The following is a 26,067-nucleotide window of genomic DNA, read 5'->3' as shown; positions in this document are numbered from 1 at the left end:
AAATCATTTTCAAAGGGAAGAGCCCTTCATGTGTCGTGCAAGTTTTTGCAGAAAATGCGCAAGTTGTTGCTTGCAAAAACTTGCGCATTTCAACTGAAAGCCGCTTCCGGATTACTGCAATCCATATTTGTCCAACTTGTAATACAGACTGCGCACAGCGATGCCCAATCGTTTGGCCGCTTCGGTCTTGTTGCCTTTGGTCTGCTCTAAGGCCCGCTCGATGTGCTGGCGCTCGGCCTCACCGACCACCTCGTCGAGCGGACGCACCTCGCCCGAAACCGAGTTCGCCGCCTCCGCAGACACCGCTCCCCGTTCTGTCGCAGTGCCGCCAACTCCATTTTGTTCTGGCACTTCTCCCGGCAGGATCAGGTGATACGGTTCGATCACCGTCTCCGTAAACTTCATGTTGATCATAGCCCGTCCGATCGAATTCTCCAATTCCCGCACGTTACCCGGCCAGGCGTAGTTTTGCATTTTTATCAGCGTGTCCGAAGCGATTCGTTCTACGCTACGCCCATACTCTTGGTTGTATTTTTGAATCAAACGCGAGGCGATCGCTGCTAAATCCACTTTCCGAAAACGCAGTGGCGGAATGATGATCGGCAAGACGTTCAGGCGGTAGTACAGATCTTCACGAAATGCTCCTTGCTGCATCGCCCGCTCTAAATTGACGTTGGTCGCCGCAATCACGCGCACGTTTACGGTCGTCGCCTTAGCGCCGCCGACGCGCAGGATCTCTTTTTCCTGCAGCACGCGCAAAATTTTGGCCTGCATGCTCATCGACAGCTCCCCGATCTCATCGAGGAAGATCGTGCCGCCCGACGCCTCTTCAAACAGGCCCTTTTTGCCGCCGCGTTTAGCCCCGGTGAAGGCGCCTTCCTCATAGCCAAACAACTCCGATTCGAGCAAGCTTTCGGAGATCGCCGCACAGTTGACGCGGATAAACTGATTGTATTTGCGCTCGCCGTCGTTGTGGATGGCGTGGGCAAACAGTTCCTTCCCCGTCCCCGATTCGCCGCGCAGCAACACGGTAGCCGGGGTCTGCGCCGCTTTGTGAGCTTGTTCGATCGCCGCGACCATCTCGTTTGAGGTACCGATGATATCATCAAAGGTATATTTCGCTTCCAGCTTTCTTATGAGTTGCTTGGCCTGATTTAGTTCATCGGTCAGCTTTTTGATCTCCGAAATGTCGTGGATGATGCCGACCGAACCTTTTAAAATGCCGTCCACTTCGATCGGTGCTACATTGACCAGCACTTCTTTTTTCGCCGGGCCGACTTTCAAGCCGACACCACGCACCGGTTTGCGCGTGGTCAGCACTTTCATATGCATCGATTCCCCTTCTGCGATATCCGCTTCAGCCGGTTTGCCGATGATGTCCCCTTCCGTAAGTCCCGTCAAACGCGTATAAGCCGGATTGATCAAGATGCCCCGACCCTCCGTATCAACGACGGAGATCGCGTCTTGCGTCGAGTTGATGATCGCCTGCAACAGTTCCTGGATCTCTTTGAGGTTGGTCACCTCTTCAGCCAGTTGCTGCACTTCTGTGATGTCCCGAAACACCGCGACCGCGCCGACCACATCGCCCGACTCATCCCGCACCGGCACACGGTTGGTGATGATCCGCGTGTTGCCGAACAGTTGCAATTGATTGAGTTCCGACTCCCCCGTCTGCAACACAACATGCAGGCGCGAGTTGGGCACCACCTCGCTTGCCAACAGTCCGATCATCTCCTCGGCAGGAATCCCGGTCAGTCGTTCCGCCGAGGTGTTGTACAGCGTGAGAATACCTTCCGCATTGATCGCAATCATCGCATCATGCGTTGAGTTCAACACGATGTTCAATTCTTGCCGCGAAACGGTGAGCTGGCGAATCAACTCCTCTTTTTCCAGCAAGAGATGCATCATCAAAGAGGCGATCGCCCCAGGCACCAGCGTCGTCTGCGGCGATTTCAGTTCACTGATCTTCCGATTGACTCGCGGGTCTCCTGTCGCTTCGATCACCACATCGACGCTTTCATTCAAAAAGTCTTCGAAATACACGCCGGTCGCAATTCCCATCTCACGCGCCAACGCTAATCCGGGTGCGTTCGTATCGATATCGACAATCCCGACCACTCGCACTTTGGCCAAATCTTCAAAGGCGCGAAGCATCGCCGATCCCCCGCGGCCCGCCCCTACGATTAAGATTTTTATCAACCCTACCATCCCCACTCATTGATCTATCGAATCGTCTGCAAAAAAATGTTTGCAAAGAATTGCAGGCATGAAAAAAATTGCACATCCAAAACGCTTTCGACATCCCAATAGGAAATCCTGCCACCCTGCATGGCTCTCCCCACAGTGGCCAGCAAGGACTGCTTCGCATTCTTGTGAAACACCTGCTCAGTGCGGTATAGTGGACATGAATCTATCGGCAAGTTTGAAAGGACGAGACCTCTATGTTAGCAAAATTGATCGTCTGGGCGATCTTAGTTGGCGTCTTTCTCGTATCGGGCTACGGCTTAAATCTGATTCGGATCGCGATCGTTGACAAGATGGCGCACCCGGATGCGGTCATCTGGTGGCGGATCGTGCTAGGCGTCATCCTTACAACTGGCGGCATCGCATTTCTCGGCGGCTTGGTCTTCTACCGCGACCGCAAGAGGGGCAAAGTCAAACCCCCGGCTTGGAAAACGAAATAACGCGGTTCGAGACAAAGGAGGCATTCTTGATGAAAAAGAAATGGGCTCTGACAGCGCTCGCTGCAATCCTGCTCTTCAGCGGATGCTCGATTTCCGTGGACCAAGATACACTGACCGAAAAAGCGAACGAACTGAAACAGCAGGCACAAGACACGCTGAAACAGTTAAAAGAAGATACGCAGCTCACGCAAAAATTGATGGATGCGGCCCATGTCGGCCAAACTGAAATCAACCGATTTTTAGGCGAAGTGATGAAAAACCCGACCACGCAACAAGCGATCAACGAGCTCGGCTATGATGTGGTCATCGGCATCATTCAGCAACAGGTCATCGCGAACAACGGCGTGCTCGATGGCGCCGTGCTGACATTGATCCAAGAGGAGTTGGAGCGTCGAATCAAGCAATGACGTAGCCTCGTTCGAAAAGAAACCGCCTGCTTCCAGAAAAGAGAAGCGGCGGTTTCTTTTATTCAGCAAGTCCGCTTTGCACAGCCTGCCAAAACGACTCGTCTTCGAGCCCCATGCGCCAGACGGAGACGCCTCCAAGCTCATAGCCATGTACCAACTGCACTTTGGCTGTGATCGACCGCTCGTCTTCATACCAGACGATGTGCGCTGAGCCGTCCTCCGCTGTATAGGAAAAATACGGAGAGCGCTTACCGACATCCCATTGCGGCTTCGCACCCGTCTTCGCCAAAAGGTTGGGAATGCCTTTCCAGGTCACCGCTTTGCCAGTACCAGCCGTCATGTTCCAATCATATCCGTAAGAAGGCAGACCGATCAAAATTTTGTGGGACGGGATTACTGACACCGCATAGCTTATGACGCTCTCCACCCATGGATAACCTGCCACTGAGCCAGGATCGCCCCATGGTCCGTTTTCATCATAGGTCATGAGCTGTACCTGATCGGCCGCCTGCCCGAGTGCTGCATAGTCGAAAGCGCCAAACCAGTTAGACTGTGGAGCATCCGCTTGTTTGGCGGCTGCCGAGACGATCAAGCGATAACTGTGGTTGTGCATCGCCTCGGCCAGCTCCTGCACAAACGAAGTGTACGCAGCTCGATCGGTCGGGTACATATTTTCAAAATCGAGATTCAATCCACCGAATCGATTTTGCTTTACTAAATCGAGCGCACGGCTCACCGTCTTCTGTCGCAAGTCCGGATTGGACAGCACCGTATGCGCCAATTTTTTATCAAACCCTGCATCAGACTCATTGGTCAGCGACGCATATAACGGCACTCGTTTCGAAGCGGCCAAGTCGATGCCCTCCGTAGCAGGAGTGCCCGCAATATCGCCTGTGGCTGTCACATGAAACGTCATCATGGTCACTTGATCAAGATAGTCGCTGTGCGTGGCTAGCGACCGATAGGAGTTCTTGTCCTCCGCTGCGTATTGCGTATAATAGCCGAGCACCGACTTAGCGGGCTCCGACGTATCTGGCACAGGCGCTTGCTGCTCCACGATCGGCGGCGTTGACGGCACCGCCCCTTGTGGTGCTGGCTCGGTTTCGGTGTTGGGTTCTGTCCTGAGAAACACCCACACCAGCACCGCAAAAAACAGAACGAGAACCGCAGCAATGCCCCATATGGCTCTTCTTTTCATACGATTCCCCACCTTCATAAGTAGCGTTCGGTCTACTTTATAGGGTAGTAGAATCGCCGGGAAAGAGATAGCGGTACTATCTGACAACCATCCAAAAGGCCGATGCGACAGTGTGCACCTCGGCCTTCTCTACGAGCTACAGATGACTTATGCGGACCGCCCCAGCACATCCAGCCAGCGTAACAATCTGTTGTTTTCGATCGTATCGGAGAGCGAATATTTTTCCGCATATACATGCAGAATCAGCAGGACGATGAGCCAACCGACCGTCACAGTCGGGGAGCAGGTCGCGACGACCAACAGCCCGATGCTACCGCCAAGCAAATTGGAGCCTGCGTCGCCCATCATCATCCGCGCTTTCACATCACCGGGGAAGTAGGCCAGCACCACGCCGAGCACCAACCAAAAAACAGGAGAGTTGATCGCGCGCAGTGAGCAGACGGCCACGAGTAGCAGGATGAGCAGCACCCCCTTGCAAGCTCGGCCAGGACGGAGATCGAGCAGGTTGACCAGATTGGCCGACAGTGCGATCACCGCACTGTTCACCGCCAGTTCCATCCCTTCTGCTCCGATCATCCACGCGCCGACGATGCCAGTGAACAGACCCGCCAGCGCTTTGATCAACCCTGTGGTCAGCTCCCGCCCCCACAGCAATTTTCTCAAATGCCCACGAATGCCGGTCACTTCTCGATTGCCCGCTACATCGTCGAGCAGGCCGATCACAAAAAAACCTGTCCCGACAATCAGCAATCCGATCAGATCCTGCACCATCGCCCATGGGATCGGCAACAGGTCGCTCAGCAGAAAAAACGGGACCACCGTCAAAAACATCCCGAGCCACAACGCGCTCCCCATCCCGACTGGCACCTGCTTCCCTGCAAAGTTGGGACGCATCAGACCCGCTTTTTGAAATGCGGTTTGCAAAGGGGGGACCATCAAAGTCGTGAGCAGATAACCGCCCCAAAACGCCATTAACAGCCCTACAGCCGTTCCTGCCCAATAAGGATTCATCTCATCTGCCACCTACTCAACAGCACGCGCGCGATCTGGATCAACTGCTTGCCACGGTGTACAAATCCACGCAGATCGCGTCCGTACTCACGATTTTTCATATTTACCTCCACCTCTAACAACCTCATCCCTTTGCGCGCCGCATCGATCGTCATCCCCACTTCGACCCCATAGCCGCTGCCGAGATTGCCGATCGCATCAAGAACGCGGCGATTTAACGCCCGCTGCCCAGAGAGCGGTGCCTGCACCTCGATACCGCCAAGTTTGCGAATGCCACCCCGCGCAAAGTTTTTGACGAGGCCAAACCCACCTTTTAACGGCTTGGGCAACTGTCCGATCGTCATGTCACAGCGATCTTCTAGCAAGGGTCGGATCAGCTTCTCACATTCCACTGCCGTCTCACACAGATCCGCATCCAGAAACACCACGATGTCCGCATCTGCGACCAACATGCCCGAGTACAGAGCAGCCCCTTTTCCGTAGTTGGTGGAGTGTCGGATCACGCGCGCGCCCGCTTCCATCGACACGCGATACGTATCGTCGGTCGAGCCGTCATCGATCACCCAAATTTCATCAACGATGTCCAAGGTCCGCACAGCAAGAATCGTCTGGTCGATCCGATCCGCTTCATTCCAAGCTGGGATGAGCACACACACTTTCACTGGGCGCTGACCTCCTTCGCAGTTGTGACTTTCGGGAGCAATGCCTCGGCCGTCTTTTTCACTCCAAAATGCCCGTTGGCCCCGCCTAAGATGTCGATCAGTGCGACCAGCCCGGTCACTTGGTCGATGTTATCCACCGTGGAGAACCCAAGCTCGCGGTAGTGACTCACTCCCGAATGGGCCACATCGGAACGCTCGACACAGGCGGCGTTCAATTCCTGCGTTTGCAACGCTTTGAGCAGCGGCAGATCGACAGCTTGCAGGCGCGATTTGCTCGCATTGCCCGCTCCGCCGACCAGGATCACAGCATCGGGGCGCACCCCGAGGTCGCCGCTTGCGGTCAGTGCATCGCTGTCTTGCAGGTAGTTGAGCGCCGCTCCGCCCTTTTGCAGGTACAAGTCCCGCACCAGATTTTCAGCGAAGGCAGTGTGCACCAGTTTTACATCGCCGGTCGTCTGAATCCCCAGCGCTTGCACCAACCGTTCCTGACGCGTGTCTAGCAACGGCACTACATTAGTCAGCGCCACCGTGCTGGTCACATTTGCACCTGCCGCATGCAACTCGGTGAGCAGACCGGAAAGATCGAGCGTCTCCAGTTGCAACACGGCCACTTTTTTGCCTGCGAGGCGGTCTTTGACATAGTGTCCGCCAACTTGCGCGACCACCTGTTCCAACAGCGACTGGCCACGGGTCAGTTCACCATTTTGCTTCTTCAACTTTGCGTTGTCCGCTTTGGTCTGCGTATAGCGCTCTTCCAACTGCTCCAGCAGTTGCACCTGCTCTTTGACGATCACCTCATCGCCAAGCGTTCCACCAAGCAAAAGTCCCAGCCCTAGCGAGAGGAAGACTGCGATCAAGGTCATGATGTGATATCGAATGCCGTACAGCCTGTTCACCCCCAGGACGTGCAAAACTTAGGTCACAAACAGCCTCACGTTCAAGTACACCATCTTCAAAAAGGAGCGGGTCAGCGGATTCAACCAAGCGGCCACGCCGAGCGGCACGCTCGCAGCGCCAACGATCAGGCAGGCCGCCCGCCAGTCGATCGTCGGGCAATACAGCTGTGAAACCCCTTTCGCATCGACCAGTTTGTTGCCGATGCGCATTCGCGTCAACACTGTACTCGCCATGCCCCGCCGTCCTTTTTCCAAAAAATCGATCATGTTCGAATGTGTGCCCAGCGCCACGATCAGCTCCGCTCCGTATTCGTGAGCGAGCAACATCGCCACATCTTCGCTCGTCCCCGGTGCAGGATAGACATGTGCTTGCAGTTTCAACGTCTCGATCCGCACAAGCCCTGGCGCACGACCATCCGCATACGCGTGAACGATCAGCTCCGCCCCTGAACGCAGGCCCGCGTCGCTGACCGAGTCCATGTCGCCGACGATCAAGTCGGGTCGAAATCCCGCTTCCACCAGAGCATCCGCACCGCCATCCACGCCGATCAGCACCGGTTTGACATCCCGGATGTAAGTGGCGATTGCACGCAAATCTTCTTTATACGTCGGCCCGCGCACCACGACCAGCACGTGCCGCCCGCTCATTTTTGTTTTCATATCCAACTTCGGCAGATCGCCGAGAAAAAAGTTTTTTTCCTGCTGCGCATAGGTCAGCGTATTTTCCACAAAGGCGCGCAGTTCGCTCCTGACATTGACCAGCGCCTTTGCCATGCGGGCGAGGATCAGTTCTTCATCTAGCACCTGTGCTTTGCCGACGACCGCATCTTCCAAGACGATCAGGTTGTCGATCACCGAGACGATCTGTCCGTCTGTCAGCTTCTGCATCAGTTCGGCAGGCGCTTCATCGAGCAGGAAAACGCCGGCCCGCACCAGTTTTAAAGGTCCAAGGTTCGGATAGCGTCCCGAAATGGAAGGGGCTGTGTTGATCACCGCTTGCACTTTCGTAGCGATCAGCGCATCGGCCGCCACCTCGTCGAGGTCCACATGCTGAATCACCGCAATTTCGTTTGGCTGTATGCGTTTGACGAGTTGTTTCGTCTTGCGGTCTTTGCGCGCGACACCGTGCAGTCTGACCCCAGTTCCCTTTTTCTCCAACGCAAACCGCATCTCGAACGCCCACCTTTCTGGACACAAAAAAACGGATACCCCTAGTATGGAACAGGCATCCGTCAGATAATCCCTCAAATGGAAAATTGGAGTTTCGAACATGCAGATAAGAAAAAAAGACCCTTGGCTCGAAATCAGGGTCTCTCTTTCCTATAAGCTCGAACCGTCCCCACATTCTGCACAAACAGAACGTCTGTTGTTGGGGAACTTGCACTCTTCTGCGCTAGCCATTTCGCAAACAGAGCGGAGCCGTGCTTGTGGGTCTTACATATATGTAAGATGATTTTCGAGGTGAAAAAGTTTCACCAAGAAAAAAAGTTTTTACGATTGTCACTAATCATTACTTATGTTCGCCGACCTGCCCCTGTAAAATCTCCAAAGCGTGCGGCAAAACGGGCAGAAGCACTTCTAAACACTCACGGACGCCTTTCGGACTGCCCGGCAAGTTGATGATCAAGGTAGTGCCTCGCGTGCCGACCACGGCGCGGGAAAGCATGGCGAACTTGGTTTTCTCCATCGAGGCGGCGCGCATCGCTTCCGCCATGCCTGGCACTTCCCTGTCGATCACCGCAAGCGTTGCTTCTGGCGTCACATCGCGCTTAGCGAGACCCGTTCCACCTGTGGTGATCAGGATATCCAGATTTAACTCGTCACAGTAGGTTACCATAGAATTGCGCAAAATGTCAAATTCATCAGGAACAATCTGATAGACAACGACGTCACCCGCGATGTCGAGCATCATCTCGCGGATCACCTGTCCACTCAAGTCTTCGCGTTCGCCTCGCGCTCCTTTGTCACTCGAGGTGAGAATGCCCACTTTCCACTTCATAGCGCCGCCTCCTCTCGAAGAAAATCGCCGTTTTTGCCGCCTGTCTTGGCAACGAGGGCGACATTTTGAATCAGCATCCCTTTATCGACCGCTTTGCACATGTCATAGACGGTCAGCGCCGCGGTGGTCACAGCGGTCAACGCCTCCATCTCCACCCCGGTCACATAAGTCGTTGCGACGGTGGCATGAACGAGCAAGGCGCGCTCGCCATCCTCCGCAAAGGAGATGTCCACTTTGGTCAAGGGCAGCGGATGGCACATCGGAATGAGGTCGGACGTCTTTTTCGCCGCCATGATCCCTGCGACTTGAGCCACGGCCAGCACATCGCCCTTTTTCATTTTGCCTTCGCGAATCAGGGTCAACGTCTCCGGCTGCATCTCGATGCGGGCAGAAGCGGTCGCAGTGCGCTTGGTGACCTCTTTTTGCGTGACATCGACCATCTGCGCACGGCCTTGCTCATTAAAATGGGTCAGCTTTTTCTCGTCCACCGTTCCACCTCTTCTTATCAGCCACCGATCTGCGACATGCGCCGCAGTGTCGGATTGTGTGATTTTTCTTCACCGTGCAACGCTTTTGCCATCTCATGTGTCTCCGGCTTGGCCTCAAGCGCACGCTGGAACAGGTCGGCCAGCTTTTGTTCATCTCCGAGAGCCTGTTTCACGTTGAACTCATCTTCCCAATACAAACAGGGCTTGAGATTGCCGTCTGCAGTCAGTCGAAGTCGGTTGCAACTCTGACAAAAATGGTCGCTGACTGGGTGGATCAGCCCGAATGCGCCCTTGGCGCCTGGAAGCTGATAGTTCTGCGCTGGGCCGTTGCCTTTGATGCCACGCTCGAGCATGACAGGTTCCCAACCGTTGACCCGACAGCGCTCCAAGACGGTCTCCAACGGCAGGTATGTCGCTTTCCAGTCCTCGCCCTCATGGCCGATCGGCATATATTCGATAAAGCGCACCGTCACATTGCGTTCGATTGACAGGCGCAAGAAGTCGTCGATTTCATCGTCGTTGAACCCTTTCATCAGCACGACGTTGAGCTTGACCGGGTCAAAGCCAACTTCATAAGAGGTTTCGATTGCCTCCAGCACTCGCGACAGGTCGCCGCCGCGGGTGATCTTGGCAAAACGCTCCGGGCGGAGCGAATCGAGGGAAATGTTGACGCGAGTGATCCCCGCCTCTTTTAGCGCTTGGGCCCGCTGGGCCAAGTAGATCCCATTGGTGGTCAGCGCGATATCATCAATGCCGGGAATAGCCGACAAACGTTGAATCAGTTGTTCAAGGTGGGGTCTTACCAAAGGTTCCCCTCCGGTGATGCGCAGACGGCGCACACCTAGTTTGGCCGCCACGGTCACCACTTCGGTAATCTGCTCAAAGCTCAAGTAGCGGTTCGGTTCGAGAAAGGCCAACCCTTCCTCCGGCATGCAGTAGCGACAGCGCAAATTGCAACGGTCGGTGACCGAAATGCGCAAATAATCGTGGACCCGCTGGAATTGATCGATCAGCATGGGGAATGCCCCCTTTCCTAGAAAACTCGTGACAACTATTATATCATATAGGATGACCCCATGATGATAAAGGAGTTCCCTCTATGAAATTGACGGTACAACTATTCGCAGGTGTCGCCGAAGCGCTCGGCTCCCGAGTTTGGGAAGGCGAGCTCCCCGATGGCGCGCGCGTTGCCGATTTATTTGCAGAACTGATCAGACAACACCCTGCTGCTGGGCCGGTGCTGCGCATCTCCTTCGCTTCGGTCAACCAGCAGTTTTCCCCACCTGACACCGAGCTTAGCGAAGCGGACGAGATCGCCATCTTGCCACCCGTGTCAGGCGGGCAGGACGCTTCAAAGACCGAGCAGCGCTTTGAAATCACCGAACGTCCCATCTCGGTCGATGCAGTGCTTGCCAAAGTGCGCAACCCGCTTTGCGGAGCGATCAACCTGTTTGTCGGCACTGTGCGCGAACTGACACAAGGCAAGCGCACCGTGCATTTGGAATATGAAGCCTATGCGCCGATGGCCGTGAAAATGATGGAACAGATCGACCGCGAGATCGCCGAAAGATGGCCTGGAACCCTCGTCGCGATGTCGCATCGGATCGGCAAGCTGGAGATTGAAGATGCTGCGGTGGTGATCGCCGTCGCGACCCCGCACCGGGCCGCCTCATATGAGGCAGGTCGCTATGCGATTGAACGCTTGAAAGAGATCGTTCCGATATGGAAAAAGGAAATTTGGGAGGACGGCACGGAGTGGATCGGCCATCAGCAAGGGCCATGGGACCCGCTACGTGCAGGAACAGAGAGGGAGGGTTGAAGAATGGATCTGACGCGTTATTCGAGACAGATATTATTTGCCGGAATCGGTGAAGACGGTCAGCGCAAGTTGCTGAACAGCCGTGTGGCGGTCGTTGGGATGGGGGCGCTCGGTACTGTGCTCGCCAATCACATGGTACGGGCCGGAGTCGGATTCGTCCGCCTGATCGACCGCGATTTTGTAGAAGCATCTAATTTACAACGGCAGATGCTCTACACAGAGCGACATGCGGCCGATGGACTGCCCAAAGCGATCGCAGCCGCCGAAATGCTTCGCGAAGTCAATTCGCAGGTTGAGATCGAGCCTATCGTCGCCGATCTGACGTGGAAAAATGCGGAAGAGTTGCTCACAGACGTCGATCTGGTGCTTGATGGCAGCGACAATTTTCAGGTGCGCTTTTTGGTCAATGATGTCTGTGTGCAACACGAGATTCCTTGGGTTTACGGTGGCGGTGTCAGCGCCAATGGGATGACGGTGCCGATCCTGCCGGGCGAGACGCCTTGCCTGCGCTGCCTGTTCGAATCGGCACCCGCACCGGGCACGACTGCAACCTGTGATACGGCGGGTGTGCTCGGCCCAATCATTCATATCGTCGCTTCCTATCAAGCGGTCGAAGCGATGAAACTGTTGGTCGGCGCCCAAGACAAAGTACGCCGCACCATGCTCAACATCGGGATCTGGGACTCGTCCACTTCGTCGATCGACATCTCGAAAGCGAAGCGTCCCAACTGCATCTGCTGTGGGCAACGCGTATTTGAGTATCTAAATCCCAGCACAGGCGATGAAGTTGTCTCGCTCTGTGGGCGCAACTCGATCCAAATTTCCCCTTCAGAGCCTTGGAATGTCGATTTGCAGGCGATCGCAGACCGCCTTTTGCAAAGCGGAAAGGTGGAGCATAACAAATTCCTTGTGCGCTTCTATGTAACTGACGATCTGCGCCTCGTCATCTTCGCTGATGGGCGTGTACTTGTCCAAGGCACCGACGATGTGAGCGTCGCTCGCAGCCTGTACGCCAAATACATAGGAATGTAAAAAAGAGACCCGATCATTTCGATTGGGTCTTTTCTTCTGTTGTGAAAAAGTACAAGAAAAAACCGATAAATACAGCGATAAAAAACCTCGTCTCCGGCGAGAATTTAATCGTTGGCAAATCTGTCAGCCCCATGTTACCCCTCCCTTGACCCGCCAAATGCCGGGCCGCTAACCGTCAAACTGAAACGTTGGCTTTGTAAAAAAACTCCTGACACATTGAGCTGATTCAAGATGAGCAAAAAAGCTATCATCACATCGACAGCATCCAAGATCAGCGCCCCGCTCTTTGACTTCCCTTTCGCTATAGTGCGTGGTCCGCCAAAAATGGGGCCAGTGAGGTTGAGACGAAATTCTGATGAGGTTGACAATATGAGCGATCGCACCGTGATCTGACCGCTTAATAACAAAGCTGCGACTGCTAGATCGAGCGTTTGTCGCATGCCGTTAACAAAAGGATCGAGCCAAGGACGCCAATCTGGTTTCATAAAATCACCTCAAATCCATGTTCAGTATATTCGAGGAACCTAATAATCGACACAAAAAAAGACTCAATTCTATGAATTGAGTCTTTCACTCGCCTAGCGACGTCCTACTCTCCCAGGACCCTGCGGTCCAAGTACCATACCTCCGCTTTCGCTCCGGTGGTTCTTCGCTCCGCTTCGAACGTGGCACTGTTTCTATGTACTTGTTAAACAACAAAAAAGACCCGATCTAAGAAGATCGGGTCCTTTCTCTTATTACCTAGCGACGTCCTACTCTCCCAGGACCCTGCGGTCCAAGTACCATTGGCTCTGTAGAGCTTAACTTCTGTGTTCGGGATGGGAACAGGTGTGACCTCTACGACATTATCACTAGATATAAAAATTGATGGTGCGGTCAAGAGGACTTGAACCTCCACAGGGTTGCCCCCACAAGAACCTGAATCTTGCGCGTCTGCCAATTCCGCCATGACCGCGTATTCGATTGATAAAGTGGTGCCGGCGAAAGGAATCGAACCCTCGACCCACTGATTACAAGTCAGTTGCTCTACCATCTGAGCTACACCGGCACGTTTTTGTGACAACCGCTTGTGTATCGCGGTGACAAGAGTTATCTTATCATGGCCTCTTCTCAATCTCAATCTCACCAAACAATCAAAATGGGTCAAAATTAGCGGTTAGATCTGTCTTCCTTCTTCGGAAGCGATAATATCGCCACCGTTCCCATGATACAGAGTCCACCGATCGCTTGATAGATCCCAAACTGCACGTGTAACCATACCACCGATGCGATGACCGCAACCAGCGGCTCAAGGCAAGCGAGCAGACTGGTCTCCGTCGGCGTGTTATACCGCAGCGAGCCCAAATACAGCAGAAATGCGATCAAAGTGCCGAAGAAAATGACAAACAGTACAAGCGACAAGCTCATGCCCGTCCAAACGTGGCCGATCGAAAGCCACGGTCGTTCGATGAACAATAGCCCCAAGCCGCCGATCAACATCCCCCACCCGACGATAACTTCTGCCCCATAGCGCGAGAGAAGTCCACCCGGATAGAGCGTGTTAAACGCCAAAGGCACTGCCGAGATCACGCCCCAGAACACCGCAATGCCAGGCACCGACAAGGCGTCCCAGCGCCCGTTGGTCACCAAGAGCGCAGTTCCCAACAGCGCGAGCAGCACCGCTCCCATTTCAATCGCCCGCGGCATCTTGCGCGCTTGAACAGCGACGTACATCGTGACCAAAAGCGGCGCTAAATATTGAAGCAAGGTCGCCGTCGCCGCATTTCCCGTCTCGATGGCGATAAAATAGGTATACTGTGCCCCAAGTAACCCGAGCAGACCGAAGACGATCAGCCCGATCCGGTCCCGGCGATCCTTCCACACCCCGAGCAATGCCACGCGTTTCCCACGAATCCAAGCGAAGCCAAGCAGCAACGAACCTGCGATCAACAGCCGCATCGTGACCAGATAACCTGTCGTAAAGCCATAATCCTCAAAGAGCTTTTGGGCGGCCGTCCCAGACAGGCCCCACAACATCGCTCCAATCAACACCATCGAAAACCCTCTTACCCGCGCATTCATGCCATGCATCCTCTCTCAAGCTGTCACACTTTAGAGAAAGTATACACCTCACACCAAGCGTTGCGAAGATTAAAGCTATTCTCGATTGAAAAATTCTTTCTTTAAGCGATCGACCGCCCCCGCATACTCGCTTTTGCTCCACCCGTTATATGAGGGATGCGGCACGCCTTCGATCACCTGCCACATCGTGCTTTGCACAGCAGCAAGCCGGAAAAATTTCTGCGCAAATCGCCCGCACGGCACGATGACCAAAGATCGCTCTTGTAGCTTGACCAGCTTTTTGCGCAGGCTGTTGACCAGGATCTCCTGCACAGCATTCCACGCCGGATTGCTGTATACCACTTTGTTGTTCCCAGAACGCACTCCCTCCAACACCTGAAAAAACTCACCATAACGCGCACGGACAGCAGCGCTCTGATAAGCCGCTCCCTGCATCGGAATTGGACAGACGTTCATCAACCCGACCTTGTTTAGCGAAGGGCGGTTCAACTGCTCATCGTGGTTCTTTTTGATCAGCACGCCCAGAGGATACTTCTCATACTGATCACCGTAGAGATGTTTCGTCATCGAAGCGCCTGACGAACCGGACACAGGCGCGCCGAATTTCAACTCCTGCACATGCGGGCTCTCTAACAAAAATAGAAATTGCGCCTGCTCCGTGACCAGATCGTTGACCAAATACTCCTTGGCCAATTCATTAAAAATAACGCGTAGCTGTTGCTTCTGCTCACTCATCTTCATTCCACCTTTTGACCTAGCTCATAAATTTCATCTGGACGCCGCCAGTTAATACGAATTCGAATTCAATGCGCTCTCTGCGTTCGCTTAAAAGTATGTCCGATCTGAAAAGGATGCGGTGCCTCGTTCCAGCAAGCGGTCTTGTCGGCACACGACGTGTGTTTCGGCAGATACACCGCAGTCGGTTTGAGCCTGCAACCCCTGCAATGCAACTCCTGCATCCTCTGTCTTCCCTCAGCGAGCCGACCCGAGCTGCAGACCTTCCGACACGGTCACAAATCGATAGCCCTGTTCCTTCAGCTTCGTGATCACCTCATCGACCACCTTCAAAAATGTACTCGGATCGCTGCGCCTGCCATCGTGTAGCAGAATGATTCCGCCTGGATGAGCATCTGCCATGATCTGCTCCACGATCAACTCTCCCTTATAACTTGGCGCATACTGCTCCTGCGGGTCGATATCCCATGTGACCAACTTGCGCTCCTGACGCTTTAGGATCAGCGGTAGCACGACCATTTTGTCTCCGTAAGGCGGACGGAACAGGCTCGTATCTTCCACGCCCAACTCGTTAAACAACCCGTCCATCTCGCGCAGATCATCTTTGATATACTGTGGCGATTTATAGATCATCCGGTCATGGTGCAACGTATGGTTCCCGGCCTGATGCCCTACCTCCACCAAGCGCTGCGCAACTTCCCTGTTCTCCACAATTTGATCCCCTGTCATAAAAAACGTCGCTTTCACATCCTGTTTGGCTAACAAATCCAACAGCGGCAGGGTCCACTCTTTGGTCGGCCCGTCGTCGAAGGTCAGTGCCACCACCTTCTCGTCCGTCTCAAAATGTGTGATCGGATCTAGAAACAAAGCCCGATCGGGCGGCCTGTTGTAGACGAAAAAAACGAACACATTCAAGGCGAATAGCACAAGCAGCGCAATTCCACCATATTTCCATCGCTTCTTCATTCGAAAAACCTCCTCAAACTAACAAAAAAATCGGCCGAATCGACCGATTTTAATTCTACGCTTTCGCTTCCCATTCCTTCAATTTCTGATCTGTCGGTAAGAGATAGGTCAAAATGCCAAGCAGTGGCAACACGGAGCAGAAGAGCATCGTAAAGTTGAGCCCCTGCACGTCTGACAGTTTTCCGAGTGCGATCGAACCGATTGCACCAAGGCCAAAAGCAAGACCAACGATCAGCCCAGACACCGTTCCCACTTTGCCTGGAATCAACTCTTGAGCATACACCACCGTCACCGACCAACTGGTCGATAAGATCACGCCGATCACAAACAACAGCGGATACGCCAACGCCAAACCAACGTGTGGCAACAGCAACGCGAACGGTGCCGCTCCAATCATCGAAAAGAAGATCATCTTGCGCTTGCCAAAACGGTCTCCAAGCGGTCCCCCGATAAACGTGCCGATGACACCTGCGATCATATACAAGAAGATGAACACCTGTGCTTTCGATATCGACAAACCATAATTTTCGATCAAATAAAACTGGTAGTAGTTGGCCAGACCGGACGAATACCACGATCTCGCAAACACCAAAAACACCAACAGCACGATCGCAGTCGTGATCTGCTTTTTCAGCGCTCCAGACTTACGCTCCCCTTTTGACTTGCGTTGCAAGGGCTGTGCCGCCAGTTCCCGCGTGTACCAGGATGACACAAACAGGAGCACACAAATTGCGATCGCCGCAAATGAGGTGAACCAGACTGCGCCAAACTGCCCTAGCGGCACAAAGATCAAAGCGGTCATCAGCGGAGCCAGCGAACTCCCCGTGTTGCCGCCGACCTGATACACAGACTGTGCAAAGCCTCGTCTCGTTCCGGCCGCCAGATAAGCTACTTTCGAGCCTTCTGGATGGAACACGGCCGACCCGAGTCCGATAAACAGAACTGCACACAAAATCAGCACATAGTTTGGCGCAAATGCCAGACCGAGCATCCCGATCAAACTGAGCCCCATCCCAAACGGCAACAAAAACGGCTTAGGCCGTTTGTCCGACCAATAGCCCACGACCGGCTGCAACACCGAAGAGGTCATGTTCAGCGCAAACGAGATCAATCCGACTTGCGTAAAGGTCAGCGCCATCGATTGCTGCAAAATCGGATAGATCGCCGGGATCACCGCCTGCATCGAGTCATTGAGCAGATGGACGAAGCTGATCGCAAACAAAATCCGGTACATCGTGCCGGTTGGAGTGGACTTCACGTTTGCCTTGGCAACCGTTTGCATAAACACCCCGTCCTTTCAAAAATAATCCTATTAGTTCTTTCGATACACGTAATAATTGTACGCGAAACATGTTCCGTCTGAAAAGGTGTAATAAAAAAAGACCCGACCTGTGAGCAGGTCAGATCTCTTCCAAACGATGACAATTACTTCGGCGGGTACAGGCAGCTCGCACCAGTAATCCATGTGTTGCGCTCAGCCGTCGCTTGAACCGATGTCACTTCAACATCGAGTTCAAACATCGCTTCACGAGTCATTTCATTTGCATTCACGAAACCATTTTCATGCATTGTAATTTCCCTCCTTGTTTTTATTTTCAGAAAAATCATACCATAATAATTCCAATATGTACAATAGTTTTACTGAAATATATATTAAATTTTATTCCGCCTATCTTTTTCGTAAGTTCCACACATGTACGAGTCAACCTTTCCTGCACCTGCATCTACTACCAATGGAGAAGACAAAACCAAGGAGGGACGGTACATGTCTGACCTCGTCTCCACAATTACCAAATGGATCGTCGCGTTCCTCATCATTTTTCTGCTCTGCATCATACTCCTTCTCAGCTTCTTCCACAAAAAGAAAAACACGCTCCCCTCCGCCCTCTTCTCAAGGGCATAGCGAAACCCCTGTCCTCGCACAAGGACAGGGGCTCTTTTTCCACACTTTAAGCAAGGCTACAAGTCTGTAGTCACTTCATCCTCGCCCGTGTTGTCATTGACCAAAACGGTCTCTTGACATTCCGGGCAGAGCACTTCGATAATTTCATCACCTTTAAATACATCTTCATCCACAAACACGGTCTCCCCGCAGTTTGGGCAAATCATCTCCAAATATTCGATGGCGGTGTCGTCATCCAGCTCAAGATCCTCGTCATATTCGAAATCATCTTCCTCAAGACTCTCGCCAAATACGTGATCTTCCAAATCTCCGAGGTCATCATCGACCGCTTCGATGTACTCTTCCAATTGATCCTGCATCATCGTCAAGCGATCAAGAGAGCGAGCCATCTCATTCATGACTTCCATGATACCGACAAGCACGCGGCCTTCCGGAGTGCTTTGCCCTACGTTCAATCCTTCTGCCAAACCTTTCAGATAAGCCAATCGTTCTTTGATTTGGTTCAAGTGACTCGATCCTCCTTCGCGGCTATAAAGCGTCGCTACGCTAATATTTCCATCCACACGCTAGTTTGACCAACCTTGCCACGAATTAACCGCGAACGCCCCAAAGAATCAGTCCCACACCACACATCACAACGACCATGCGCCAAAATTCCAACCTGTCAGCCAGACCGATCAGACCGAGCGACGTCACTAAAATCAATACGGTTGGCCCTACTAAGGCAAGAGCTGCGTTTAGTTGCACCGCTTTCTGGACGCTGCCGAAGTAAAACATCAGGATGGCAACCGTCACCTCAATCATCCCGGAGAGCAGCCTTAGTCCGGCCATTCCGATCAGAATATGATCGCGAAGATACGAAAACATCACCTTGCCTCCTCATCTGCAAACATCCACTACTCGAAGATATGCACGCGCGGGACAAGGTATCACCAAAACAAAAAGGCGCGTCCCTCTACCAGGACGCACCTTTTTGTTTTGGACAAGCTATTCGTTATGCACGGGACACGTATGCGCCGTTACGAGTGTCGATGATCAGTTTCTCACCGACTTCGATGAACAGCGGAACTTGCACCACAGCACCCGTTTGCATGACAGCGTTTTTGGAACCGCCTTGTGCAGTGTCGCCTTTGATGCCCGGTTCGGTTTCTGCCACTTCAAGCACTACCGTGTTCGGCAGTTCGACGCCGATCGCTTGACCTTCGTAGATCATGACCGCACATTCCATGTTCTCCAGCAGATATTTCATTTCATCTTCCAGCATGTTCGCCGGAACTCCCAATTGCTCATACGTCTCATTGTCCATGAACGTGTAGAGTTCACCGTCGTTGTAGAGGTATTGCATTTTGCGAGTTTCAACGCGTGCACGCGGAACCTTTTCGCCTGCGCGGAACGTCATCTCACGAACCGCACCGGTGCGGATGTTCTTCAGCTTGGTGCGGACGAAAGCTGCGCCTTTGCCCGGTTTAACGTGCATAAACTCGACAACGCGCCAAAGGCCGCCATCATACTCAATCGTTACGCCTGGACGAAAATCGTTCGAAGAAATCATGAAAAATGCCTCCTATATGGTTACAGATGTTTCTTGTTTACTACCCGATGATCAGGAGTTCCTTGGTGGAAGAGGTGAGGATCTCAATGCCGCCTTCCTGCATCACGATGTCATCTTCGATGCGCACGCCACCGAAGTTCGGGATGTAGATGCCCGGTTCGACCGTCACGACCATGCCCGGCTCGAGCACGATGTTGCCGCGAACAGACAGGCTCGGCATTTCGTGGACTACAGTGCCCAGACCATGTCCGAGCGAGTGACCGAAGTTGTCGCCGTAACCATGCTCTGTGATGATGTCGCGTGCCAGCGCGTCCGCTTCAATGCCGGTCATGCCCACTTTGATGTTCTCGAGCGTGAAGAGTTGGGATTTCAGGACGATGTCATAGATCTCACGCTGCTTGTCGTTCGGTTGACCCAAAACAACAGTACGCGTGAGGTCGGAGCAGTACCCTTGATAGTATGCACCAAAATCCATCGTCACTAAATCGCCCGCTTCGAGAATTTTCTCGCTGGCCACGCCATGCGGCAAGGAGGAGCGAGTCCCCGAAGCTACGATGATGTCGAACGAGGAGCACTTTGCGCCAAGTTTGCGCATGTGGAACTCCAGTTCGAGCGCAACATCGATCTCGGAGATACCTGGGCGCAGAACACCCAAGATGTGCGAGAACGTTTGATCTGCGATCTGAGCAGCTTTGCGCATGATCACAAGTTCACTCTCGTCTTTGAACATGCGAATTGACTCAACAAGATCGCTGGCCGGCTCGAGCGTGACACCGTCAAGCTTATTGCGCAGCGTTTCGTACAGACCGTAGTTGACAAAGTCCTTTTCAAACGCCAGCTTGGTCAGCTTCTTCGCTGCCAGTTCACTTTTCAGAGACTCGAGGAGCTCTTTCGCTTCCACCACTCGGCAATGCGGGCATTGCTCGGTCGCTTGCTCGGTATAACGGAAGTCGGTGAGCAGAATTGCTTCATCATGCGTGACGAGCAAGTAGCCCGTCGAACCGGTAAAGCCGGAGATGTAAAAACGGTTCTCCTTTTTCAGGATGAGCATCGCTTCCAAGCCCTGTGCAGTCATCGCTTCACGCAAACGGATCAGACGTTGTTCCACAGAATCTCCCCCTTATTCTAAGTTGCCTACTCAGCAGATAACAAACCTCTTTTGGCAAAATCTTCAAGCAACGCATGGAAAGCCAGCGTGTAGCCGAGCGCGCCTAAGCCGCTGATCTGTCCCATGACGACCGGAGCGATCATCGAGCGATGACGGAACTCCTCTCGTGCATGGATGTTGGACAGATGCACTTCGATTGTCGGGATCATGATCGCCGACAGACAATCGCGGATGGCGATGCTGGTATGCGTGTAGGCAGCCGGATTGAAAATGATCCCGTCCGTATTGCCGACAGACGCCTGCAAGCGGTCGATCAGTGCTCCTTCGTGGTTGGATTGAAAGCTCTCCAACTCCACACCAAACCGATCGGCCAACAGCGCCAAGTCTCGGTTGATCTGAGACAATGTCGTCCGCCCGTACACATCGGGCTCCCGAGTGCCGAGAAGATTGAGGTTAGGTCCATGCAAAACCAGTATTTTCGCCAAAGGGATAACCTCCCAAAAAGTCCAAGAATCATTTTATCACGAAAATCGGCCATTGAACAGTTGAGCCCGCGAAATGGTATACTGAAGAAAATTGGATTGCGAGGTGACATCATGAACCAGCTAGTACGGTTGACGCTCGTTCGCCACGGAGAGACGATCTGGAACCGTGAGATGAGGCTGCAGGGCTCACAAGACATCCCGCTGTCTGAAATCGGGCTCGCACAAGCGGAGGCGGTCGCCAAACGCCTGTCTGCCGAACAGTTCCACGCCCTCTACTCCAGCCATTTACAGCGTGCCCACAAAACGGCCGAAACGATCGCCAGCCGCTCGCAAGTGCCCCATCATGTTGCTGAAGACCTGCGCGAGCGTCATTTCGGCGAGGTCGAAGGACTGACCCGCGAGGAAATCTTGCGCCACTACCCAGAATTTTGGAACGGCGATCACACATATGATGTCGCAGGTGTCGAATCATTTGTAGCTCTTCGCGACCGCGCACACCAAGCGATAGACAAGATCGCAGACCATCACCTGGGCGAACATGTGGTCATCGTCTCTCACGGCGGCACGATCAACGCCTTTCTCAACGCCTTTCTCAACGCCATCTCCGCCGGCCTGCACGGGTCTGGTGTCAACAAATTAGGCAATACCAGCATCACCCGCGTCTTTCGCGAGGCGGACGGGAGCTGGCAGATCATCGAGATTGGCTGTACCGCCCATCTGGACGGATAGGGTTCACAAGGGATTGCAAAGGGAGTGCCGCAAGGCACTCCCTTTTCGCTTACCCTTCGAAGTTGAAACGGAGTACCGGGTTGCGTGCGGCTGTCGTTTCGTCCAGGCGATTGACTTTCGTGTTGTACGGTGCGTTTTTGATGAGGTCTGCGTTTTCCTCTGCTTCTTTGGAAATTTGGATCATCAGATCGCAGAAGGAGTCGAGCGTTTGCAGATTCTCAGTTTCGGTCGGCTCGATCATGATCGCTTCTTCCACGTTCAACGGGAAGTAGATCGTCGGCGGATGGACACCGAAGTCGAGCAGGCGCTTGGCCAGGTCGAGCGTTTTGACTCCGTACTCTTTTTTCAGCTTGCGGCCAGAGAGGACGAACTCATGCTTGCAGACGCGATCATACGGCAGTTCGAAGTGCGGCTGCAGACGACGCATCATGTAGTTGGCGTTCAGCACCGCATCTTCGGTGACACGCTTCAAGCCTTCCGGACCCATCGTGCGGATGTAAGAGTACGCACGCACGTTGATGCCAAAGTTCCCCCAGAAACCTTTGACTTTGCCGATCGACTGCGGGCGATCCCAGTTCAGTACATAAGAGCCATCTGCTGCTTGCTCCACGCGCGGTTTCGGCAGGAAAGGAATCAACTCTTTTTTCACGCCGACCGGACCGGAGCCTGGGCCACCGCCGCCGTGCGGAGTGGTGAACGTTTTGTGCAAGTTCAAGTGAACCACGTCAAAGCCCATGTCGCCCGGACGCGCATAACCCAAGATCGCATTGGCGTTCGCGCCGTCATAATAGAGCATGCCGCCAGCTTCGTGCACGATTTCGGAAATCTCGATGATCTGGTCTTCGAACAGTCCGAGCGTAGACGGGTTGGTCAGCATCAGAGCTGCCGTGTCCTCATTGACCACCTGCTTCAGCGCTTCGAGGTCAACACCGCCGTTTTCGTTCGACTTGACGGTGACGGTGCGATAGCCAGCAACGGTCGCCGACGCCGGGTTGGTACCGTGCGCAGAGTCTGGCACGATGACGGTGGTGCGCTTCTCGCCACGCGACTCATGGTAGGCGCGAATCATCATCAAGCCGGTCCACTCGCCGTGTGCGCCTGCTGCCGGTTGCAGTGACACTTCGTCCATGCCAGTGATTTCAGCAAGCTCGCTCTGCAACTTGTACATCAGTTCGAGAGCGCCTTGCACCTGCTCTTGCGGCTGCAGCGGGTGAATCTGTGCCAAGCCGGTGATCGCTGCCGCCTTTTCGTTGCGTTTCGGGTTGTATTTCATCGTACAGGAACCGAGCGGATAGAAGCCGTCATCGACCCCGTGGTTGCGCTTGGAGAGCTCGGTGAAGTGACGCACCAAGTCCAGTTCTGCCACTTCCGGCAAAGCGGCCGGAGTGCTGCGGATGTATTGTTTCGGAAGCAAGTTCTCGATCGGCTCTTCCGGCACATCAAGATCCGGCAAGCTGTAGGAGATGCGGCCCGCTTGACTCAGTTCAAAAATCAACGCTTTATCTTTCTCTTGACGCATTACAGGATCGCCTCCAGTCTTTCGGCCAACAGATCAATGTCTTCTTTCGTGCGCAGCTCGGTCACGGCGATCAGCATCGCACCTTTGAACTCCGGATAGGTCGTGCCAAGGTCGTAGCCGCCGACGATCTTGCTTTCGAGCAGCTGTTTGTTTACTTCGGCCACATCGCCTTCGATCTGGATCGCGAACTCGTTGAAGAACGGCGTGTTTTCAAAGAGTGCTTTCACTTTCGGAATCGCAGTCAGACGCTTAAATGCATAATGCGCTTTTTGCAGGTTGAGACGTGCGACTTCTTGGAAACCGTGCTTGCCCATGTAGGTAGCGTACACCGTCGCAGCCAGTGCGTTGAGCGCTTGGTTGGAGCAAATGTTGGAGGACGCTTTTTCGCGGCGAATGTGCTGTTCGCGCGCTTGCAGAGTCAGCACGAACGCACGGCGGCCATCCAAGTCGGTCGTTTGTCCGACAACACGGCCCGGGATGCGGCGCACTTGATCTTTTTTAACAGCCAGAAGGCCGAGGTACGGGCCACCAAAGGAGATGCGGTTGCCCATCGACTGACCTTCTCCGACGACGATGTCTGCGTCAAAGTTGCCCGGCGCTTCGAGCACACCCATCGCGATCGGGTTGACAGAAACGATGAACAGCGCTTTTTTGCTGTGTGCCATTTCGCCGATCACTTTCAGGTCTTCGATGCTACCGAAGAAGTTCGGATATTGAACAAACACGCCAGCAACCGTATCATCGAGCTTCGCCTCGAGATCGTTCAGGTCGATGAGGCCATTCTCGATGCCAACTTCCACCACTTCGATGTTTTGACCATAGGAGTAAGTCGCCAGAACTTCACGATACTCCGGGTTGACCGAGCGCGCGACGATCACTTTGCTTCTGCGCGTTGCCGCACAGGCGATGAACGCCGCTTCGCCAAAGGCGGTCGGGCCGTCGTACATCGAAGCGTTCGAAACGTCCATGCCGGTCAATTCGCAGACGATCGTCTGGTATTCGAAGATCGCCTGCAACATCCCTTGCGAGATTTCCGGCTGGTACGGGGTGTAGGAGGTAAAGAACTCGGAACGGCCGATGATCGAATCGACAACTGCCGGAATGTGATGCTGATAGGCGCCTGCACCGAGGAAGTTGATGTGCTCTTCGAGGTTCTTGTTTTTGGAAGCAAGTTCGTTAAAATAACGATACAGTTCGACTTCAGACAGCTCTTTGGGGATGTTCAGCGCGCGTCCGAGGCGAGCACGCTCCGGGATGTCGTTGAACAGGTCTTCTACTTTTTCGACGCCCAGAAAGTCGAGCATTTGCTTGCGGTCAGCTTCCGTGTTCGGAATGTAACTGAATTTATTCACTCAGGTTGGCCTCCCTTTTACTTCTGACGCTTGTAGAACGGCGTTTTGATGATGACACCTTTGACAGGCTTATTGCGGATGATGATGTCGAGCTCTTGTCCGATCGTCGCATACTGGACGTCGATCAGCGCCAGACCGATGTTTTTCTTGACAGTCGGTCCCATCGTGCCCGTGGTGACTTCCCCGATTTTCACGCCGTCAACTTGCACTTCATAATGCGTGCGCGGGATGCCGCGCTCGGTCATCTCGAAGCCGACCAGTTTGCGCTTGACACCTTCTTCTTTTTGTTTCGCCAACACTTCACGACCGATAAAATCGCCTTTGTCCAATTTCACGAAGAAGCCAAGGCCCGATTCGAGCGGCGAGATGTTCTCGGTGATCTCTTGGCCGTAGAGCGGGAGACGCGCTTCAAAGCGCAGCGTGTCGCGAGCACCAAGTCCGATCGGTAACACGCCGTCCTCTTTGCCGGTCGCAAGGATCGAGTCCCAGAGCTTGGCGACATCAGTTGCTGCACAGTACAGTTCAAACCCGTCTTCCCCTGTATAGCCCGTGCGAGAGACGAGGCATTTGATGCCTGCGACATCAACGTTGTCAAGAAACCAAAAGTATTTGATCTGCGAGAGGTCCGCATCGGTCATCTTTTGCAACACTTGTTCAGCGAGCGGTCCTTGCAGCGCGAGTTGAGCCGTTTCGTCCGAAGCATTGTGGATGGAGACATCGCCAAATGCGTGCTCTTGCACCCAAGCGAAGTCTTTTTCGATGTTCGATGCATTGACGACGATCAGATAGTTGTGATCACCCTTTTTGTAGACGAGCAGATCATCGACAACGCCGCCGTTTTCATAGCACATCGGGGAGTAAATCGCTTGGCCGTCCGCCAATTTGGAAGCGTCATTGGTGATCCACTTTTGGATGTTTGCCAGCGCGTCCGTGCCTGTGACGATCAGTTCGCCCATGTGCGACACGTCGAACAAGCCTGCGCGGTTACGCACCGCTTCATGTTCGTCCAAGATGCCAGAATACTGAACGGGCAACGCCCAGCCGCCAAAATCGATAATTTTGCCGTTGTAGTTCGGGTACACTTCGAACAAAGGTGTTTTTTTCAAATTCTCCACCAAAATACCCCCTATTGCTTGTATGTAGCGATCAAAAAAGGAGACACGTATGCCTGTTAGGCCCGGTCTCCTCTGTACACTTTACCTGAGAGTTTTACACCTTGGGTGGCCGAAAGCTCGGCTCTCTCCAGAGTTGCGTCCCGCGGCGGTACGTTTGCCTGAGAGATTCGCACACACCCTTGGGCGGGATGCTGCTTGCTCCTTCGGCGTCACAGGAGGTTCGATTCCGAAAAAACGAACATTGTGCTCTCTCCCACCGACGATCATTCGCAATTATTGTTTGGTTACGCTTACATCATATCATAATCTCACCCATTTGGAACCGTCTCTCGAAAAATTTTCCCCT

The 26,067-nt window shown here is 53.6% G+C and carries 28 protein-coding genes, 2 tRNA genes, 1 rRNA gene and 2 riboswitches; of the genes, 5 read left to right on the top strand and 26 right to left on the bottom strand.

The window, feature by feature from the left end:
• Positions 1-111 precede the first annotated feature (111 nt).
• Entirely contained in the window at positions 112-2,199 is a 2,088-nt protein-coding gene (locus CIG75_RS08400) for a sigma 54-interacting transcriptional regulator (protein WP_094236255.1), read from the bottom strand.
• Between the two features lie 242 nt (positions 2,200-2,441).
• Here CIG75_RS08400 and CIG75_RS08395 point away from each other — a divergent pair, with 242 nt between their 5' ends.
• Entirely contained in the window at positions 2,442-2,684 is a 243-nt protein-coding gene (locus CIG75_RS08395) for a DUF2627 family protein (protein ID WP_094236254.1), read from the top strand.
• Between the two features lie 29 nt (positions 2,685-2,713).
• Complete coding sequence (locus tag CIG75_RS08390; RefSeq protein WP_094236253.1) at positions 2,714-3,091, top strand: hypothetical protein; 378 nt, start codon at positions 2,714-2,716, stop codon at positions 3,089-3,091.
• A gap of 58 nt (positions 3,092-3,149) precedes the next feature.
• Here the strand turns inward: CIG75_RS08390 and CIG75_RS08385 are convergent, their stop codons facing one another.
• The 8 genes from CIG75_RS08385 to moaA form a co-directional block, all read right to left on the bottom strand.
• Positions 3,150-4,289 (bottom strand): glycosyl hydrolase family 18 protein, encoded by a 1,140-nt coding sequence (locus CIG75_RS08385; protein WP_157729455.1) that lies wholly within the window; start codon positions 4,287-4,289, stop codon positions 3,150-3,152.
• Between the two features lie 147 nt (positions 4,290-4,436).
• Complete coding sequence (locus CIG75_RS08380; RefSeq protein WP_094236251.1) at positions 4,437-5,300, bottom strand: hypothetical protein; 864 nt, start codon at positions 5,298-5,300, stop codon at positions 4,437-4,439.
• Positions 5,297-5,962, bottom strand: coding sequence for a glycosyltransferase family 2 protein (locus tag CIG75_RS08375; RefSeq protein WP_172844431.1), 666 nt, complete (start codon positions 5,960-5,962; stop codon positions 5,297-5,299). The genes CIG75_RS08380 and CIG75_RS08375 overlap by 4 nt, the downstream gene beginning before the upstream one ends.
• Complete coding sequence (locus CIG75_RS08370) at positions 5,959-6,858, bottom strand: copper transporter (RefSeq protein ID WP_157729454.1); 900 nt, start codon at positions 6,856-6,858, stop codon at positions 5,959-5,961. Before CIG75_RS08370 ends, CIG75_RS08375 begins: the two co-directional genes overlap by 4 nt.
• Before the next feature lie 18 nt (positions 6,859-6,876).
• The gene (gene steA, locus CIG75_RS08365; RefSeq protein ID WP_094236248.1) at positions 6,877-8,028 is read right to left on the bottom strand and encodes a putative cytokinetic ring protein SteA; all 1,152 of its coding nucleotides are present in this window, start codon (positions 8,026-8,028) and stop codon (positions 6,877-6,879) included.
• A gap of 340 nt (positions 8,029-8,368) precedes the next feature.
• Positions 8,369-8,857, bottom strand: a complete 489-nt coding sequence (locus tag CIG75_RS08360) for a MogA/MoaB family molybdenum cofactor biosynthesis protein (protein ID WP_094236247.1) — start codon at positions 8,855-8,857, stop codon at positions 8,369-8,371.
• The gene (gene moaC / locus CIG75_RS08355; RefSeq protein WP_094236246.1) at positions 8,854-9,345 is read right to left on the bottom strand and encodes a cyclic pyranopterin monophosphate synthase MoaC; all 492 of its coding nucleotides are present in this window, start codon (positions 9,343-9,345) and stop codon (positions 8,854-8,856) included. The genes CIG75_RS08360 and moaC overlap by 4 nt, the downstream gene beginning before the upstream one ends.
• Positions 9,346-9,362: 17 nt before the next feature.
• Positions 9,363-10,361 carry a GTP 3',8-cyclase MoaA gene (gene moaA, locus CIG75_RS08350; RefSeq protein ID WP_094236245.1) on the bottom strand — a complete coding sequence of 333 codons (999 nt, stop codon included), beginning with the start codon at positions 10,359-10,361 and terminating at the stop codon, positions 9,363-9,365.
• Positions 10,362-10,444: 83 nt separating this feature from the next.
• On the opposite strand from moaA, the gene CIG75_RS08345 reads away from it, so the two are divergent.
• Together CIG75_RS08345 and CIG75_RS08340 are read left to right on the top strand one after the other, a co-directional pair.
• Positions 10,445-11,164, top strand: coding sequence for a molybdenum cofactor biosynthesis protein (locus CIG75_RS08345; protein WP_094236244.1), 720 nt, complete (start codon positions 10,445-10,447; stop codon positions 11,162-11,164).
• Between the two features lie 3 nt (positions 11,165-11,167).
• On the top strand, positions 11,168-12,196 hold the full coding sequence (locus CIG75_RS08340; protein ID WP_094236243.1) for a ThiF family adenylyltransferase: 1,029 nt from the start codon (positions 11,168-11,170) through the stop codon (positions 12,194-12,196).
• A 134-nt stretch (positions 12,197-12,330) separates the two neighbouring features.
• Here the strand turns inward: CIG75_RS08340 and CIG75_RS08335 are convergent, their stop codons facing one another.
• From CIG75_RS08335 to aroQ, 14 genes are all read right to left on the bottom strand, one after another.
• Positions 12,331-12,681 (bottom strand): hypothetical protein, encoded by a 351-nt coding sequence (locus CIG75_RS08335; RefSeq protein WP_094236242.1) that lies wholly within the window; start codon positions 12,679-12,681, stop codon positions 12,331-12,333.
• A 254-nt stretch (positions 12,682-12,935) separates the two neighbouring features.
• Positions 12,936-13,052, bottom strand: a 5S ribosomal RNA gene (gene rrf, locus CIG75_RS08330).
• A gap of 12 nt (positions 13,053-13,064) precedes the next feature.
• Positions 13,065-13,151: transfer RNA gene (locus CIG75_RS08325), tRNA-Leu, on the bottom strand.
• 17 nt (positions 13,152-13,168) lie between these two features.
• Positions 13,169-13,244, bottom strand: a tRNA-Thr gene (locus CIG75_RS08320).
• 101 nt (positions 13,245-13,345) lie between these two features.
• Positions 13,346-14,230 (bottom strand): DMT family transporter, encoded by an 885-nt coding sequence (locus CIG75_RS08315; protein ID WP_265415070.1) that lies wholly within the window; start codon positions 14,228-14,230, stop codon positions 13,346-13,348.
• Between the two features lie 102 nt (positions 14,231-14,332).
• Positions 14,333-14,992 (bottom strand): hypothetical protein, encoded by a 660-nt coding sequence (locus CIG75_RS08310; RefSeq protein ID WP_094236240.1) that lies wholly within the window; start codon positions 14,990-14,992, stop codon positions 14,333-14,335.
• A gap of 237 nt (positions 14,993-15,229) precedes the next feature.
• Positions 15,230-15,958 (bottom strand): polysaccharide deacetylase family protein, encoded by a 729-nt coding sequence (locus CIG75_RS08305; protein ID WP_094236239.1) that lies wholly within the window; start codon positions 15,956-15,958, stop codon positions 15,230-15,232.
• 55 nt (positions 15,959-16,013) lie between these two features.
• Entirely contained in the window at positions 16,014-17,240 is a 1,227-nt protein-coding gene (locus CIG75_RS08300) for an MFS transporter (protein ID WP_094236238.1), read from the bottom strand.
• A gap of 143 nt (positions 17,241-17,383) precedes the next feature.
• A complete protein-coding gene (locus CIG75_RS20670) occupies positions 17,384-17,527 on the bottom strand; it encodes a hypothetical protein (protein ID WP_157729453.1) in 144 nt (47 codons plus the stop codon).
• Positions 17,528-17,917: 390 nt separating this feature from the next.
• On the bottom strand, positions 17,918-18,367 hold the full coding sequence (locus CIG75_RS08295) for a CD1247 N-terminal domain-containing protein (RefSeq protein ID WP_094236237.1): 450 nt from the start codon (positions 18,365-18,367) through the stop codon (positions 17,918-17,920).
• 85 nt (positions 18,368-18,452) lie between these two features.
• On the bottom strand, positions 18,453-18,728 hold the full coding sequence (locus CIG75_RS08290; protein WP_094236236.1) for a YqhV family protein: 276 nt from the start codon (positions 18,726-18,728) through the stop codon (positions 18,453-18,455).
• 127 nt (positions 18,729-18,855) lie between these two features.
• Positions 18,856-19,413: an elongation factor P gene (efp, locus tag CIG75_RS08285; RefSeq protein WP_094236235.1), complete on the bottom strand. Its 558-nt coding sequence runs from the start codon at positions 19,411-19,413 to the stop codon at positions 18,856-18,858.
• A 40-nt stretch (positions 19,414-19,453) separates the two neighbouring features.
• A complete protein-coding gene (locus CIG75_RS08280; protein ID WP_094236234.1) occupies positions 19,454-20,521 on the bottom strand; it encodes a M24 family metallopeptidase in 1,068 nt (355 codons plus the stop codon).
• A 26-nt stretch (positions 20,522-20,547) separates the two neighbouring features.
• Positions 20,548-21,006, bottom strand: a complete 459-nt coding sequence (gene aroQ, locus CIG75_RS08275; RefSeq protein WP_094236233.1) for a type II 3-dehydroquinate dehydratase — start codon at positions 21,004-21,006, stop codon at positions 20,548-20,550.
• 111 nt (positions 21,007-21,117) lie between these two features.
• Here aroQ and CIG75_RS08270 point away from each other — a divergent pair, with 111 nt between their 5' ends.
• Positions 21,118-21,735: a histidine phosphatase family protein gene (locus CIG75_RS08270; RefSeq protein WP_157729452.1), complete on the top strand. Its 618-nt coding sequence runs from the start codon at positions 21,118-21,120 to the stop codon at positions 21,733-21,735.
• A gap of 49 nt (positions 21,736-21,784) precedes the next feature.
• On the opposite strand, the gene gcvPB is transcribed toward CIG75_RS08270, so the two are convergent.
• From gcvPB to gcvT, 3 genes are read right to left on the bottom strand one after another with little or no spacing between them, the layout of a single operon-like run.
• Complete coding sequence (gene gcvPB, locus CIG75_RS08265; RefSeq protein ID WP_094236231.1) at positions 21,785-23,254, bottom strand: aminomethyl-transferring glycine dehydrogenase subunit GcvPB; 1,470 nt, start codon at positions 23,252-23,254, stop codon at positions 21,785-21,787.
• Positions 23,254-24,606, bottom strand: a complete 1,353-nt coding sequence (gene gcvPA / locus CIG75_RS08260) for an aminomethyl-transferring glycine dehydrogenase subunit GcvPA (RefSeq protein ID WP_094236230.1) — start codon at positions 24,604-24,606, stop codon at positions 23,254-23,256. Before gcvPA ends, gcvPB begins: the two co-directional genes overlap by 1 nt.
• A 17-nt stretch (positions 24,607-24,623) precedes the next feature.
• Positions 24,624-25,721 carry a glycine cleavage system aminomethyltransferase GcvT gene (gene gcvT / locus CIG75_RS08255; RefSeq protein WP_094236229.1) on the bottom strand — a complete coding sequence of 366 codons (1,098 nt, stop codon included), beginning with the start codon at positions 25,719-25,721 and terminating at the stop codon, positions 24,624-24,626.
• Between the two features lie 70 nt (positions 25,722-25,791).
• Positions 25,792-25,854, bottom strand: a riboswitch (glycine riboswitch).
• 3 nt (positions 25,855-25,857) lie between these two features.
• Positions 25,858-25,987: riboswitch (glycine riboswitch) on the bottom strand.
• Positions 25,988-26,067: the final 80 nt, after the last annotated feature.

This window comes from Tumebacillus algifaecis (assembly GCF_002243515.1).
Taxonomy (GTDB): Bacteria; Bacillota; Bacilli; order Tumebacillales; family Tumebacillaceae; genus Tumebacillus_A; species Tumebacillus_A algifaecis.
The sequence above is the reverse complement of the archived record's forward strand: the minus strand, read 5'-3'. Positions and strand labels throughout refer to the sequence as shown.